The 15432-nt window shown below is 36.5% G+C and carries 10 protein-coding genes; 5 read left to right on the top strand and 5 right to left on the bottom strand.

Going from position 1 to position 15432, the window contains the following annotated elements:
* Window positions 1-282: 282 nt before the first annotated feature.
* The 5 genes from IPJ53_04175 (at window position 283) to IPJ53_04155 (ending at window position 8320) form a co-directional block, all read left to right on the top strand.
* Window positions 283-3330 carry a gliding motility-associated C-terminal domain-containing protein gene (locus tag IPJ53_04175; GenBank protein MBK7798287.1) on the top strand — a complete coding sequence of 1016 codons (3048 nt, stop codon included), beginning with the start codon at window positions 283-285 and terminating at the stop codon, window positions 3328-3330.
* A gap of 285 nt (window positions 3331-3615) precedes the next feature.
* Window positions 3616-4587, top strand: a complete 972-nt coding sequence (locus IPJ53_04170; GenBank protein ID MBK7798286.1) for an NAD(P)-dependent alcohol dehydrogenase — start codon at window positions 3616-3618, stop codon at window positions 4585-4587.
* A 181-nt stretch (window positions 4588-4768) separates the two neighbouring features.
* On the top strand, window positions 4769-5989 hold the full coding sequence (locus IPJ53_04165; GenBank protein MBK7798285.1) for an MFS transporter: 1221 nt from the start codon (window positions 4769-4771) through the stop codon (window positions 5987-5989).
* A gap of 498 nt (window positions 5990-6487) precedes the next feature.
* Window positions 6488-7126, top strand: a complete 639-nt coding sequence (locus IPJ53_04160; protein MBK7798284.1) for a hypothetical protein — start codon at window positions 6488-6490, stop codon at window positions 7124-7126.
* 3 nt (window positions 7127-7129) lie between these two features.
* Window positions 7130-8320: a beta-lactamase family protein gene (locus IPJ53_04155; protein ID MBK7798283.1), complete on the top strand. Its 1191-nt coding sequence runs from the start codon at window positions 7130-7132 to the stop codon at window positions 8318-8320.
* Between the two features lie 712 nt (window positions 8321-9032).
* Here the strand turns inward: IPJ53_04155 and IPJ53_04150 are convergent.
* From IPJ53_04150 to IPJ53_04130, 5 genes are all read right to left on the bottom strand, one after another.
* On the bottom strand, window positions 9033-9926 hold the full coding sequence (locus tag IPJ53_04150; protein MBK7798282.1) for a hypothetical protein: 894 nt from the start codon (window positions 9924-9926) through the stop codon (window positions 9033-9035).
* A 318-nt stretch (window positions 9927-10244) separates the two neighbouring features.
* Window positions 10245-11270 carry an AI-2E family transporter gene (locus IPJ53_04145; protein MBK7798281.1) on the bottom strand — a complete coding sequence of 342 codons (1026 nt, stop codon included), beginning with the start codon at window positions 11268-11270 and terminating at the stop codon, window positions 10245-10247.
* Between the two features lie 112 nt (window positions 11271-11382).
* Complete coding sequence (locus tag IPJ53_04140) at window positions 11383-12732, bottom strand: hypothetical protein (GenBank protein MBK7798280.1); 1350 nt, start codon at window positions 12730-12732, stop codon at window positions 11383-11385.
* Window positions 12733-12735: 3 nt separating this feature from the next.
* On the bottom strand, window positions 12736-14163 hold the full coding sequence (locus IPJ53_04135; protein MBK7798279.1) for an MBOAT family protein: 1428 nt from the start codon (window positions 14161-14163) through the stop codon (window positions 12736-12738).
* An 80-nt stretch (window positions 14164-14243) separates the two neighbouring features.
* Window positions 14244-15305, bottom strand: coding sequence for a PLP-dependent cysteine synthase family protein (locus IPJ53_04130; protein ID MBK7798278.1), 1062 nt, complete (start codon window positions 15303-15305; stop codon window positions 14244-14246).
* Window positions 15306-15432: the final 127 nt, after the last annotated feature.

Here is a 15432-nt window from a genome sequence, read left to right as displayed (position 1 = left end):
ACAATTCCGAGATACGATTAATGGGATGATCGTTTATGCGGCTTAAAATATCTTTAAGCCTTACCTATGGATTGATATGATTAAACGGGATCTATTTTGAATTGATAAAATATTTTAACAATTATTTTTCATCTATTTTATGTCTTTTCCTATAAAGAATACTTCGCAATTTAATCCTCTGTATATTGCATGTTAATTGTGTCCAATGAATACCTAATTAATTTCTTTGGATTCTGTTTTTTAACTTAACTTTCTGTCCACTTTTATGAGGAAGTCTACTTTATGAAATTGAACTTTTTAGCATTACTAAACTTAGCCACGCTAATCATTTTGCTAATTTTTCCATTTAAGGTATATGGATTTAAATATGAATTAACACCCACACCATTAGTTTTCAACAATCAAATAATTATCAGCTCTGATACTTGTCCTACTGGATTAGAGACTTCGATCTGGTATATGGGTACGCATGGCATTGATTGGCGATCTGGCACACCTCAGCCGGATTCATTTTTCTATAGTGCGTTAGGTATAGGAGAAGGCCACTCCAGTATCTGTGATAAACTGGGCAATCTACTCTTCTACTCAGATAATGATTACATCTATAATCGGAATCATCAGATCATGGCGGGGTGTCCCAGATTCTCAAATCGATCCTCTGTCATGTGCGCCATTGTCCCCCAGCCTGGTAGTGATTCCTTATATTATTTTTTTACCCCAGATCAAGACCCAACTACAAATGCCCCTCCTTATAAATTAAGATATGTCCAGATAGATATGAGCCAGGATAATGGATTTGGTGAAGTAGTTACCCCTGAACAGGTACTCATAGACTCCAGCTCAGAACAAATACTGGTAGTTAAACATTGTAACGGACGTGATTGGTGGATCATATGTCAAAACGCAGCCTCAGAAGTCTTTTATTCATTCTTATTAGACACTAATGGTATTCAGCTCAATCAAAAAGTTGTATCTATCTCAGGGAAGATACACAATATAGATCATTTTTTGACAAAACGTGGACAATTATGTGTTTCTAATTCGGGCGAATATATTATAGAATGTACATTAGGTTCAGTTCTTCCTAGCCAAGTAGAATTACATCAGTTTAATCCTAGTACAGGAATTATTTCAAATGGGTATGACCTGTTTGATACGATTACAACAGCTAAAAATAGAAAAGAACTTACAGGTGCTGCCTTTTCAGCCGATGACTCCAAAGTTTATCTTACTAGTGCAGATACATTTGATGTAATATTTCAAGTGGACCTTCTGGATCCTGATTCATCTGTTGTGAGAAAACGAATTAACAGAATAATTCACCAATTGGGTTTTGGTGTGGGAGGACCCGTTCTAGGCAGAGATGATAGAATCTATATAACCACATTCATGAAATTTTTTAAGACACTACATGTCATACATCAGCCTAATGAGTATGGTCAGGCTTGTGAACTTAAGCTTAATGACTTCTATCTGGGAGGTAAGTCAGGTCTAAGTGCACCGAATTTTGCAGTAGGTTTAGATAGACCTTATAGGGCTGTAGTTCAAGGAAAGAAAATAATATGTAAGGATAGTCTGGCTCATTTCCTTGTGAAAGAGGCTTGTCCTCATGTGACAGAATGGATGCTGCCAGATGGAGGTCAGATCATCCACCAAGCTGGTGACAGTCTAGCTATGATGTTTCCTGATACTGGAGTGTTTAGAGTCATAGCAGCATATCCGATTCGTTGTGGTTTTAAATCTGATACGCATAGGGTTCAGGTCAATAGATGTCACTGCTTGCATCAATTTAGTCTTACTCAAGCTGATACTGTAGTTTGTATGGGAAGTTCATCTACGATAGCATTTAACACGAATGCCAGTTCCTATCTTATAAATGGTATTGTTCTGCCTAATCCATTAGTAACGATAACTGACCTTCAGAAAGATACATTGTTAAAGATCTATCTGACTTATCCAGACGCTTGTGATACTTTAATCAATGTCAAAATTCGTGTGATTCCTATCGACAGTAGTCACACAGTACTGGAATTCTGCCATGGTGACTCTGTATACATCCAGAATCAATGGTATCACCAAGATGATGAACTAAGAATATTATCATCTAATCAACTAGGATGTGATTCTGTTGCATTAATTTCATTAAAAACTAAACGGTCTGAATCATTTACAACAAACCTTAAGATCTGTGAAGGAGATTCAGTATGGATATTGACTCCAAATGGAGGAAAATTGATAACTTCAAATGAAAGTGATACTATTATTTGGAATAACCAAGAAGGATGTGATTCTATTTATGTTTATAATGTAGCCGTATTTCCATCATTTCATGAGACCTTAAACTTGAACAAGTGTATCAAGGATTCGGTATTCTACCAAGGAACTTATTATTTGCATGATACTTCATTTCTGAGCAAATATTCGAGTCAATATGGTTGTGATTCTATTGTAAGTATTAACATCATTAATTATCCTATCTCTCCAGCTTCACGTACTATACATAACATCTGTAATGGGGATTCTATTCAGATTGATAATATTTGGTATCATGACTCAACCATCATAATAACTCATTTCAATAATCAATATGGTTGTGATTCATTCCATATGACAGAAATACACCTCTATCCTATTCCTGAACCCACAACGATTACATTCTATTACTGTATTGGAGACTCGGTCCAGATTGAGCAATTATGGTATACTACAGCAAGCGAATTCACTGTTCATAAATCGAATATACATTCATGCGATTCATTAATCCATTATAAAGTCATTCCATACGAAGATATTTATGTAGACCTTGATGATACATTAGAACTAATTTATGGAGGCACTCATACATTAAGTGGTTTACATGCTATGAATGTGAATAGATTCAGATGGTTCCCATCAGAATATTTATCTTGCACTGAATGTCAAAATCCAGAAATAACGGCTATTCATGATGGAACCTACTATCTTGAAGTAAGTGATGGTAATGGGTGTACAGCAATAGATTCTATATTTATTCGTGTCAAGAATCAAACTTCCGAAATATATATTCCAAATATATTCTCACCGAATGCAGATTCCAAAAATGACACTTGGAATATAACATTCTCAGATTCCAGAAGTAAAATAATTTCTATACAATTGTTCGAGAGATGGGGTCAACAAGTCTACTCCTGTAAATCATATCCTAATGGTATGGGATCCAATTGTAATGGTTGGGATGGGATGGTCAATAACCATCCATGTCTACCTAATGTATATATTTATTTAATTAATTGGGAAAATGCGGCAGGGCAAAGATTTTTAATTAAGGGGGATGTTACTTTGATAAGGTAGTAAATTTATTAAGAATTACCAAACTAACTGAACCATATATGGTAATCCCATTCAAAATTAAAATTATTTTAACAATTATTTTTCATCTATTTTATGTTACTTTCTATAAAGAATACTTCGCAATTTAATCCTCTGTATATTGCATGTTCATTGTGTCCAATGAATACCTAATTAATTTCTTTGGATTCTGTTTTTTAACTTAACTTTCTGTCCACTTTTATAAGCCAGTCTGCAAATTATCGTTCTAATCTTGTTACCATCCATGAATCTTAAAATAATTTCTTTATGAAAGCAGCAGTTCATACCGTTTATGGTCCCCCTGAAGTAGTAAGCATAAGGGAAGTTTCTAAACCAGTGCCAAATGACCAGGAAGTTTTGGTTAAAGTATATGCCTCGACAGTCACTCGGACAGATGCCGGTTTTCGAAGTGCAGAATATTTTATTTCGCGTTTTTGGAGTGGACTCCTTCGGCCAAATCAACCAATTTTGGGCTGTGAATTTGCAGGTGTGGTTGAGGAAGTTGGAAAAAATGTAACGATATTTAAAAAAGGTGATAAAGTTTTTGGTTACAATGACAAAACCTGGGGAGGACACGGAGAATTTTTGACGATTGGAGAAAATGATGCCATCACATTTTTGCCCGGGAATTTGAGTTTTGCGGAAGGAGCGCCCATCACAGAAGGAGCTCATTATGCATTGAACAATATCCGTGCATCCAAAATAGAAAAAGGACAAAACGCCCTGGTTTATGGCGCAACAGGTGCCATAGGCTCTGCGGCTGTACAACTCTTAAAACACTTCGGAATAAAAGTGACCGCTGTATGCAATACCAAAAATGTGGATTTGGTGAAATCACTTGGTGCAGATACCGTTGTTGATTATCAGACCGAAGATTATACCAAAACGGAAAATAAATTTCATTTTATTTTTGACGCGGTTGGTAAAATTTCATTTGGACAATGCAAACCTCTTCTAACAGAAAAAGGGATTTACATTTCAACTGAGTTGGGAAAAAATGCAGAAAATATTTTTTTAGCACTCACCACACCGCTCCGCAATGGTAAAAAAGTATTATTCCCTATTCCAACCATACACAAAAAAGATTTGATCTTTCTAAAAGAATTAATTGAGATTGGTTCATATAAACCCTTGATAGACCGAACCTACCAGTTGGATCAAATTGTTGAAGCATACAAATATGTAGAAAGCGGACAAAAAGTTGGAAATGTTATACTTGAAATCACAAAAGAGGATTAGATACTATCAGCTGATTTAATTTTGAAATTGATAATGAAGAGTGTATTAAAAATTATTCGTGGCACATTTTCAGATCAATAAGAAAATATGATGATCAAGTTGGATAAAATATACTTGTAGGAACAACCAAAATAAAGTACCAACTGAAAAATCAATTCAACACAATTTTAAACCGATACCGATGGATGTAGTTGAAGCACACCCTACAAAACCAATCTATATATTTTTTCTGATGCTTCCATCCGGAATAAGCGGTGGCTTTGTAACTGTGGTCCTTCCATTCTTACTCACTCAAAATGGCTTTCCTGTATCCATAACCGCGGGAATTGTAGCCATAGGCACATCCGCTAACCTTTGGAGATTTCTATGGGGCCCTGTGGTGGATCTTTCTTTTAGTTTGAGAAAATGGTTTTACATAGGCTTGCTTTCCACCATCCTGAGCTTACTTTTACTTTGCTTCACTCCATTTACGGTAAATGGAGCGCCCTTACTCACACTCATAGTGTTCATATCCCAGGTAGCAGCAACGCTCATTCTATTACCCATCAATGGGTTCATGGCTAAAACTATAGATGAAAAAAATAAAGGAAAGGCTTCAGGTTGGTATCAGGCTGGCAGTTTAGCGGGGACAGGTTTTGGCGGCGGACTTGGTCTATGGTTGGCCACACACTACAACGTAGGCTTTTCCGGTATTGTATTGTGTACCGCATCAATTGTATTTGGAATGGTCATACTCTTGATCAAAGACATTACTCATGATAAAGAAAAAACCATACTCCATGAGATTAAAGAAATGAGTACGGGTATTCTCGAAATGATTAAAATTCCCATTGCCCTCTTTGTAATTATTTTAATTATCATGCCCATTGGAACCGGTGCAGCAGCTAATTTATGGTCAGCCATTGCAGAAGATTGGAAAACCGAAGCAGACACGGTGGTTCTGGTGACCGGAGTACTGAGTGGACTGATCAGTGCCCTGGGTTGTGTGGCAGGAGGATTTGTAGCTGACAAATGGGGTGTTTGGATTTCATATTTAGGAAGTGGTGCAGTATGTGCTTTGGTTACTTTTATCATGGCATTATTGCCTATGGAGCCCGCTGTATATATAGGCGGTGTGTTAATCTATGCCTTTACCATGGGAGCCATTTATGCAGCTTTTACTTATGTGATTTTGTACGCCATTGGCAAAAAACACATTGCCACCAGATTTTCATTGCTGGCTTCCTTGGGAAATTTACCGGTAGTTTACATGACGGCCATCAATGGTTGGGCACATGATAAATTCAACAGCAAATACATGCTCATCATCGAGGCCATTGTTGGAATTGTTTTTGTACTTATTTTTATTTTAATTCTAAAACAACTGATGCGTAAAAAATTAGTTCCTAGGGTAGTGCATTGAAAAAGGTTATTGACATTTTTCATTCAACTATTTACGTTAATATTAGGATAATTTTTTCGTTTTCATTTTAAATTTATTCATAAGACAACTTCCGGTATAAATCATTGGCTGAGTATGAATCGGTTTTCACGTATTGATTTGCAGGTTTACATTTTCTCATTGTACCAGCCATTTATATTTAACCCATCTTCTTGAATTAGGCTAAATTTGAAAGGATCAAAGTGAATATATTACATTTCTGATGTAAACATTTCAAATTTTAGGTAGTTATACATTAAGACCACCAAAAATTATCTAAATATTTAATTCAATCCGGACATTGTTGGTATTCTTTTATGGAATTCCAAACCACTATGATAATCAAATTCGAAGAAGAAGTAAACTTAATTGAATCTGACCTTAAATTTATTTGGTAGAACTATTTATATTACTTCTGGAATGACAATTGAATGGAAAAAGTTGGAAAATTTGATTACTTTTGGATATAATGATTTCCCTATGAAAAAAATCAATCAGCCAATCTGTAAGTTTATTCTGCTTTTTACTTTGATTTCATTCAGAATAGAAGCTCAGTCCTCAAGGACTTTGCCTGACATTGTATTTTCGATCTTCAATGCCAACACCATGCTTCCGGGAGGTGGAGATCTTTTTATCAGCTCCACAGTCGTGCATCCTGGATTTAATTTGGGGGCCGAGTTTATCTTAAAAAATAAAGGTAATAGTCAATTTCTGTATACGACCAAGTTAGGATATTTCTATCACCGCAACTCACAATATGCCATTCAGTTATTTGGAGAACTCGGATACAGAAGATGGATGGCTGCAAAACATTTTAGTCTCGAGTCCAGATTGGCCGTTGGCTATCTTCATTCCATCCCGGATCTTCAGGTTTTTAAGATTGACGACAGCGGAAATTACCAAAACGGAAAAGGCATAGGAAGACCTCAGGCAATGATAGCACTAAGTCTTTGCCCTTCCTATACATTCAATCCCTCAAGTGCACATCCGCTGAGAATATTTATGGATTACCAATTTATGGTACAGACTCCCTTTGTAAAAAATTACGTAACCATTCTTCCTTACAATTTACTTCATCTCGGAGTCGCTTCTAATTTTTTATCCTTTTTAAAAAAATGATCCATGAAGACAAATAGAAATTATTTACTGATTTACTTGCTCTGTACATTTTTCTGGATGTCTTGTCAAAAGGAAGATAAAATACCTTATACCAATAATTGCAATCTTCCCGGAGGAGACAGTTCTGCACTTCATCCAAAGGCAAGCCTTTATCAAACCGTTCTGGATAAATATGTCAAAAAAGGAATGCCCGGCATAGCCATTGCAATCAGGGATAAAAATGGTCTTTGGCTGGGAGGTTCGGGGATGGCCGATATAGACAAAGGAATTCCATTTGAACCTTGCCACATTTCGAAAGCCGCCAGCATTACAAAAATGTTGGTAGGAACCATGATTCATCTGCTGGTCGAAGACAGCGTGTTGACTTTGGATGATCCTATTAGTAAATGGCTCTCCGACAAACAACTTAAAAATATTAAAAATGCAAAGGAGGCCACCATCAGAACTTGCCTGGGTCATGCTACAGGAATTGCTGATGTGATAAAAGATCAGGCTTTTTATTTAGCTGTATTAAATCAGCCTGATAAATTTTGGGAAGAAGAAGAATTACTGGATTTTGTAAGAGGCGACGATGCTGTATTTCCTCCAGGTGACTCGGTGAAATATTCCAATACCAATACCCTTCTCATGGCCATGGTTATTGAATCAGCCACCGGCAGACAACATTCAGAATTAATCAAAGAACGCCTTCTAAATCCCAATCATTTGGATGACACTTATTACTACTGGCACGACATCCCTCCCACACATACAGTCGCACAGGGCTATTTTGATCTTTACAACAATGGAACCATTGTCAACTTGACCAATTACAATACCGGTAGCGGCAATGGCTATGGAGGCCTTTACAGTACACCAATAGATCTGTTAAAATTTACAGAGCTCTTGTTCAGAGATAAAGTGATACTGCAACCAAGCTCCCTCAATGCAATGCTTACCTTCGGACGTAAAGAGGAAAACAAAGACAGACTTTTGGGTCTTGGTGTAATGAAAAGTTTTACCGAACGAGCTCCGGATCAGTTCGCTTATGGACATTCCGGCAGAGATCTTGGCTACACAGCGGATGTTTTTTATTTTCCAAATCAAGACATGACACTTTCTTTCATGATCAATTATGGTACAGATGCGGAAAGTAAATTGCAACAAGTATTTTTTGATTTTAGAACTGCGATTGTAGATGCAATGATGCAATAGAAATAATAATTTTAATGAGTGCGCATTCTCGTATTATTTTCTCTGGCTAATTCATGTTAATAAACTTGAACAATTATAAATTATCTTCCAAAGTAAAAACGGTAATGAACTATAATTGTTAATTCTCTTGTAATAATTCTGACATTCAATTTAAAATCAGAGGCTATGTATAATTACCTCTGAACATTTTTCATCAAACACAATGCGTACATAACTTTATTACACGGTGTAAAGCACACTAAGTAAAGTAAAAGAAGACTCCTACCCTAATCTACTTTACATTGGATAACTTATACAGAGCGTATATTAAAATTAAATACCTAATTTGTATTTTTAACATCGAGCACAAAATTCAGCATAAAACTGATGACAATAAATAGATATTATTAAGTAGGCATTTCATCAATACATCTGAATTTTGCTAATTAAAATACATAAATCTAGTCAGCTCTGCTGCTTTGATCAAACCATAAATAATATTCACAGAAGAAAAAAACATTTCTGCACTCAATCAATTTAAAATAATTTGAAAAATATAATTTCTTAAAAAATTACATTACAATTTTCAATTTGTATTCTTTCATAATTAAATTTAATTTTTTTAAACCCATTATCGTATTCTATATTGGTCCAATCTAATTTAGAAAACATAAATGGTTCATGCCGATGGATTCAATTAAATAGTATAAAATCACGAAGTGAGAATTGGACTTCATTTATTGGCAGGAGGAAAGGACTGGATATAATTATACACAGATTCGATTTCAACATCACTCAAAGCACCCAGACCGGCAAAGGGCATAAATTGCCCATTAAGAGATTTTCCCTCAGGTGTTGTTCCTGTCCTAAATGTTTGGGTAAATTGTTGCAAAGTCCAGTTGGCTGCCTTACCACTTTTTGAAATATCCGGAACAGGAGGAGAAACGGGATCTGGTGAGACACCTCCCCCAAAATTCTTTCCGTGACAATCCATACATCCTTCATAACCTGCTACATAAGCTCCATATTCTTTGCTATTGCTAATGGGTGGTGCTGTTACATTTTTTACTTTATCGTGATCAATCACTTTGTAATCAAACAAATTCCCAAACATCCCTGCGCCAGCCATTGCCTGAGACATATAAGTAAACTGACGTTTGGCAAAAGTTCTATCTATGGGTTGCAGCGAGTTTAAGAAAGCGACCAGACATCCCAAATCCTGATCACTTAACTTTCCGATACTTTTCGAGGGCATTACCATGAGCGCGTGACCTGACTTATTTAAACCATGCCTGAGGGCTCTTACAAAGTCTTCACTGGTATATCCCTCTGTCTCTGACCCTTTCGCGCGGGTTAGATTGGAAGAAGGCAATGAACCAATATTTGGATCATCAAAAAACACTTTGCCGGCTAAATCAACATCATGGCATGTTCTGCATCCGACAGAAAGTACTCTCCCTCTCTCAATGGAAGCTGAATCTGTCGGAATTGCAATTTGGGAAGGGGTAAAAGAATAGGTTTTTTCAAACTCGCTGTTGAATTTTTTTGCGAGAATCCAGGAGGCAAGCAGGGTCAGCACTACCACACCTATAACAAGGATAAATATCCATTTCAGTACTTTCATCATAACGGAAAGAATTTATAGTCAATAAATAGATTAATTACTTAAGGTAGCACCGGAAATCAGGATAATTGGTCTTGGGAACCTCCTGCACAAAGCTTAACTCAACTTCAAAATCTCCAACAATCTGCACGAATCATGCAACTCTCACAGTTCAAATATAAAATCTTTTAACTTTTCTTGGATTTTTTTTTCAATATTTTTTATTATACTTCATGTACCATTGCAAGTTAAGTTCTTTAAAAGCAATGAATGATAGTCTAATAACAATTGACTAAGGCAAAAATCTCCAGAGAAAGCTAAGGGCCAATTTGCCCATCGCACTTACCAGCTAAGCAATTTACTCCAAGGCTTCAACTCCTGAAAGTGATCTGCAAATAATCGGAATACCGCGATATACGGTAAAAAAAGAATCATGCCGGAAAAGCCCCAAAAAAGTGCACCAAGAAAAATAGCCACAATGGCAACCAGGGTATTGAGATTCACAAAACGTCCTACCACATAGGGAAAAATTAAATTTGCCTCTAAATATTGGACTACAGTAAACACCGTAATTATTCCGAGTGGTTGCCAAAAGGCTCCGGTTTCCAACCAGGTTACCGTGATGGGCAATAGAGCACTGACGATGATTCCAAAATATGGAATAATGGTCATGATCGCTGTCACCATTCCATATAAAAAAGGATTCTCAACTCCGATCATCCACAACCCAAATGAATTTAAAATTCCCACCGCTATATAAACAGTAATCATCCCTCTGATAAAACTTGAAAAAACTTTAACGGTATCCTGTATCACTTCCTGCATTTTCAAACGATAACGCTCCGGAGAAACTTCCAATACAAATTCTACCAGTCCCCTCCTGTAAATTAAAATCAACGATACATAAATGGGAATTATAATGAGGTTGAACAACGCTGAAAAAATAGTATTCGCAGTTTCCTTTAAATATGCGCCGGTGTTTTGGCTCAATTGAATTAAATATTCTCTCACCCAACTAATCTGCTTTTCCACTGTCCAGCCAAATTCACGCTCCAATTGCTGCTGAAACTGATTAAGTAGGGGATCCATCTTTTCCTGAATCATGGGCCACTTGTCACTTAACATGACCAACTCATAACTTAGAAACATTACCAGAATTCCAAATAATATGAATAATATAAACAGCGGTAAAACTATGGAGAAAATTTTTCCAAACCCTTTAGATTCAAAAAATTGGCAAATAGGAAATAAAACAATGGCAATAAGAAAAGCATAAGCCCATGGAATCAAAAATGACTCAGCGAAATGAAGAATCATTCCGCCGAAAACTATGGAAGCTAATATTTGAAATGCGCTTAAAATTTTCATGGATCCTTATTTAAAATACAACGAAATGTATGTCCGCTAAATTAATATGTAACAGGAAGACCTTTGAACATTATTTTTATCTATTCATTGAGAACAGGAGACTCTTATACAATTAACGATCAATTTTTTCTTTGGCGAGCTTTTTCAAACTAATTTCAGTAATCAATGAATCAACAGTCATTCGCCTTCGCTGGGATTCAGAAACCACTAAATCCAATACACCCTTGTTGCGACGAATTTCTTTTTTAAAGAAATTTATCCTATCTCTGTCTTTTTTATAAAAATAATATTGATCCGGATTGCTGAACAATTCATAAGCCTCATTTATAAAGCCACTTCCCAGTAAGGTAAGGTTTAACTCGTTGCAAAGTACCAATATCGCTCTATGGCTTAATATTTCTTTCCTGAGATCCAATTCCCAAACTTCAGGATTTTGTACATCTTTTGGTAAGATACTGTTGTAATAATACCATTGCTTTCCATCTTGAAAGACCTCGTGCATGACCCCAGTATAATTAAATGCATCATAATAACTGTCTCCAATCCCCAAAACCTTTTGCGACTGAGTATTTTGATCATGCTCAAAAAATATTTTATCCGGATAAGCCAATAAATTTCCCCCGGGAACCTCCAATTCCATTTTTTGAAAAATATCTGCATCCCTGTACAATACCGTATCCAAAAGCCTGATATCAGAATATTTAAAATCAGGTAAATTAACCCTCATCAACTGCTCTAATCTTTTGATCGTTGAATCAATCACTATGCATTCTCCATAAAAACTCCAGTGTGAACCATACTTGGAAAAAAGTGGATACGGTGTTTGACTTTTCAGAATTTTAAAATACTGAACAAAGTCAATCATATTCAATTTTAACCTATTTCCCTCTGAAATATAAGTCTCATAATTTGTTTTCTTATGTTTTGTCTTGAGTATATAATCGGGCAACATTTCCGGATATACTGAACCCTTGGCAGGGGCAAAAATAAAAAGTAGCTCAACACCTGATTGCTTTAACCTCTCTTGAACAAAAGCTGCCTTATAAACCTGATCATAAATGAACGCTTCTCCACAATAATCATCCCCAAATATTGACTTGGTCATCTGCGTTCCAAAAACATATCCATTCTTTCCGCTGAATGAATCATCGATGTTCACCTTTTTGAAAAAACTGTATTCAATTTTATTCTTTAGCTTTTTTAACTGTTTAAAAAATGGTCTTTCCAGTAAACTGTTTTCTGTTTGAACCTGAAACAAGCCGGAATAAATATGGTCGAATGAAAAAGTTAAATCCTGTTTCAATCGATCTCCTTTCAATGGCAACAGAAATATAAGTGCCAAGAACAACAGTATTCCCAACCATGCATAATTATCAAAACTACCTTGCCGATCAGGTGTGAAATTCCATTGACCGATTGAAGTGTCTGACTTCTTTTGTTGATTAGATTGCGTAGGCTTCACCATCTAAAATTTAAAATAAATAAATGGATTATACAAACCTCCACTTAATGAAATCAAACAAATAAAATAAATGGCAATACCCAATAAAACAAACAGGTACAATTCATTCCTGTACAATCCAACTTCAAATATTTTATGCTGGAATCTATCGATCCGGGAATTCAATGTTGAAAATGACAGCAACAGTCCAGCCACCAGAAAAAAGAAGAAGTCTTCCTGAAATACAAAAACATAGTCATGGCTAAAATCAAATGAAAACATTTTATGGATATACTTAAATGCCAAAGGCAGATCTTCCAATCGGAAAAATACCCACCCAATCACTACCACCATAAAGGTGTACAACATCCCTATGTAACTTCTCATTCCGTCACCATCCAAATTACCTTTTTTAATCAAAATCCGCTCTCCGACCAAAAACAATCCATAATACATGCCCCACACGATAAAATTCCAGCCGGCACCATGCCAGAAACCGGATAAAATAAAAACCAGGAATAAATTAAACAACACTCGCTCCTTAGTGGCACGGTTACCTCCTAACGGAATGTATAGATAATTGCGCATCCAGTTGCCCAATGTGATGTGCCAGCGCTTCCAGAACTCAGTCACGCTTTTTGATACATAAGGATGATTAAAATTCTCCGGAAGCTTAAATCCCAACATACGGGAAATGCCAATGGCCATATCTGAGTAACCTGAAAAATCAAAATAAATCTGTACCGTATAAGCCAAAGCCCCAAGCCAGGAAATTGGTGTGGTCAACTGTTCAGGACTTAATCCGAAAATTAGATCAGCCTGCCTGCCTACCACATTCGCAATTAAAACTTTCTTGCCCAACCCAATAACAAATCGGATAAATCCATTCATCCTGTTATGAAGATGATCATGATGAATATGGTCTTTTATCTGTTCTGAAATTTCGTGATACCTAACTATTGGACCGGCAATCAACTTTGGAAAAAAAATAATGTACATCTGATACTCCCAAAATTTATCAAGTGGCTTATGAACCCTCCTATAAACATCCACAGAGTAGGTGATGCTTTCAAAAGTAAAAAATGAGATACCAATGGGTAATACAATCTGACTGACTTTTATCAGAGGAAAATCAAAAATACTTCCCAGCTGATTAAAGGAATCAACAAAAAAATTGAAATACTTAAAGTAACTTAACAATCCTACATTCAGGAGAATGGGAAATACTAAAAATAATTTTCGCTTAAATGGATCATCATAGGAATTCATTTTCTTTACTAAAAAATAATCCACTATGGTAGTAAAGAAAACTATCCAAACAAATTTTGGCTCTCCCCAGGCATAAAAAATAAAACTTGCAGCTAAAATATATAAATGCTTGATATTTATTTTCCCAGGTAAAAGAAAATAGCCCAGCACAAAGAGGGGAAAAAATACAGTTAAAAACAACAAACTGCTGAATACCATTTTACGAATATGCTGTTAGCTTAAATACACCTGTGAAGAAGAGTCGCTATGAGCAATTTGCAAAACTAAACAGTTTTCAAATATTCCAGCCTGGCTTCTTCCGGATCAAAACAAACCCTGCAGACTCGTTTCTGTGCACTAAAGCTCAGCAACTCCACATCAGAGGAGATAAATCCGGGTTTCACAGGTTCTGTTTTCAATAAATCCGTACTCAGATATTTTTTATTGCTGTCGCAAAGTATAGTCACCACTATTTTATCCTTACCAATCCGATCTTGCACCATCAAAGCACCGAGGAGATTAGCTCCCGAAGAAATACCTACCGCCAAACCCAGTTCGGCGGCTAATTTTTGTGCCATGATGATGGCATCTCCATCATCCACAGCAATTACTTCGTCCAAATCTTCCAAATGAAGAATGGCGGGAATAAACTCATCTGAGATTCCCTGTATCCTGTGCTTTCCTACTTTGTATCCGGTGCTAAGGGTGGGTGAATTTGCCGGTTCAAGTGGGTAAACTTTGATGGCAGGATTTTGCTCCCGAAGGAATTTTCCTACACCCATGACAGTGCCACCGGATCCCACACCAGCGACAAATGCATCAGGACTTAAGTCCATTGCCTTAAGCTGCCACCATATCTCCGGTCCTGTTGTCAGATAATGTGCTTCGGCATTATCCTCATTGGAAAACTGACTGGAAACGAAACCATGCGAACTGGCAGCTGCATTTTTTGCCATTTCTATACTCCCTAAAAATCCACCTTCCTCTTTACTCACCAAACAAATATGAGCCCCCATACTTTTGATGAGATTGATGCGCTCCATACTCATCCAGTCGGGCATAAATATATTGACCTGATGACCCAATGCCCTGCCGATGGCTGCCACAGAAATTCCGGTATTGCCGCTGGTGGCTTCATAAATTTGCATGCCGGGAAGGAGGGTGCCTTTTTCATAAGCTTTCCCCAGGATGTGAAAAGCCATCCTGTCCTTTACACTGCCTGTCATGTTAAGACTCTCAGCTTTGGCATATACAATCCTTTCCTCCCCTTTATAGTTTAAGCGGATGGTCAAAAGTGGTGTATTGCCAACCAAACTTTTAATGCCCGCTATTCTGTTGTTTTTCATGACCCTTGGTTTTACATTAAATTTACTCAAAAAGCTTCAGACCTCGGGAGGTAAGTTATAAAAAATATATCGTTTATGTGGTAAATCGAACCACTTAATCTGAAATATTAAATTTGTTAATTGGACT

This window comes from Candidatus Vicinibacter affinis (genome assembly GCA_016714365.1).
Taxonomy (GTDB): domain Bacteria; phylum Bacteroidota; class Bacteroidia; order Chitinophagales; family Saprospiraceae; genus Vicinibacter; species Vicinibacter affinis.
Note: the sequence above shows the minus strand (reverse complement) of the source record. Positions and strands in the feature narration are given on the sequence as shown.

What these genes read in the sequence shown, in the direction of transcription:
- IPJ53_04175 (MBK7798287.1), top strand. Translation starts at nt 283, where the DNA reads ATGAAATTGAACTTTTTAGCATTACTAAACTTAGCCACGCTAATCATT.
- IPJ53_04170 (MBK7798286.1), top strand. Translation starts at nt 3,616, where the DNA reads ATGAAAGCAGCAGTTCATACCGTTTATGGTCCCCCTGAAGTAGTAAGC.
- IPJ53_04165 (MBK7798285.1), top strand. Translation starts at nt 4,769, where the DNA reads ATGGATGTAGTTGAAGCACACCCTACAAAACCAATCTATATATTTTTT.
- IPJ53_04160 (MBK7798284.1), top strand. Translation starts at nt 6,488, where the DNA reads ATGAAAAAAATCAATCAGCCAATCTGTAAGTTTATTCTGCTTTTTACT.
- IPJ53_04155 (MBK7798283.1), top strand. Translation starts at nt 7,130, where the DNA reads ATGAAGACAAATAGAAATTATTTACTGATTTACTTGCTCTGTACATTT.
- IPJ53_04150 (MBK7798282.1), bottom strand. Translation starts at nt 9,926, where the DNA reads ATGATGAAAGTACTGAAATGGATATTTATCCTTGTTATAGGTGTGGTA.
- IPJ53_04145 (MBK7798281.1), bottom strand. Translation starts at nt 11,270, where the DNA reads ATGAAAATTTTAAGCGCATTTCAAATATTAGCTTCCATAGTTTTCGGC.
- IPJ53_04130 (MBK7798278.1), bottom strand. Translation starts at nt 15,305, where the DNA reads ATGAAAAACAACAGAATAGCGGGCATTAAAAGTTTGGTTGGCAATACA.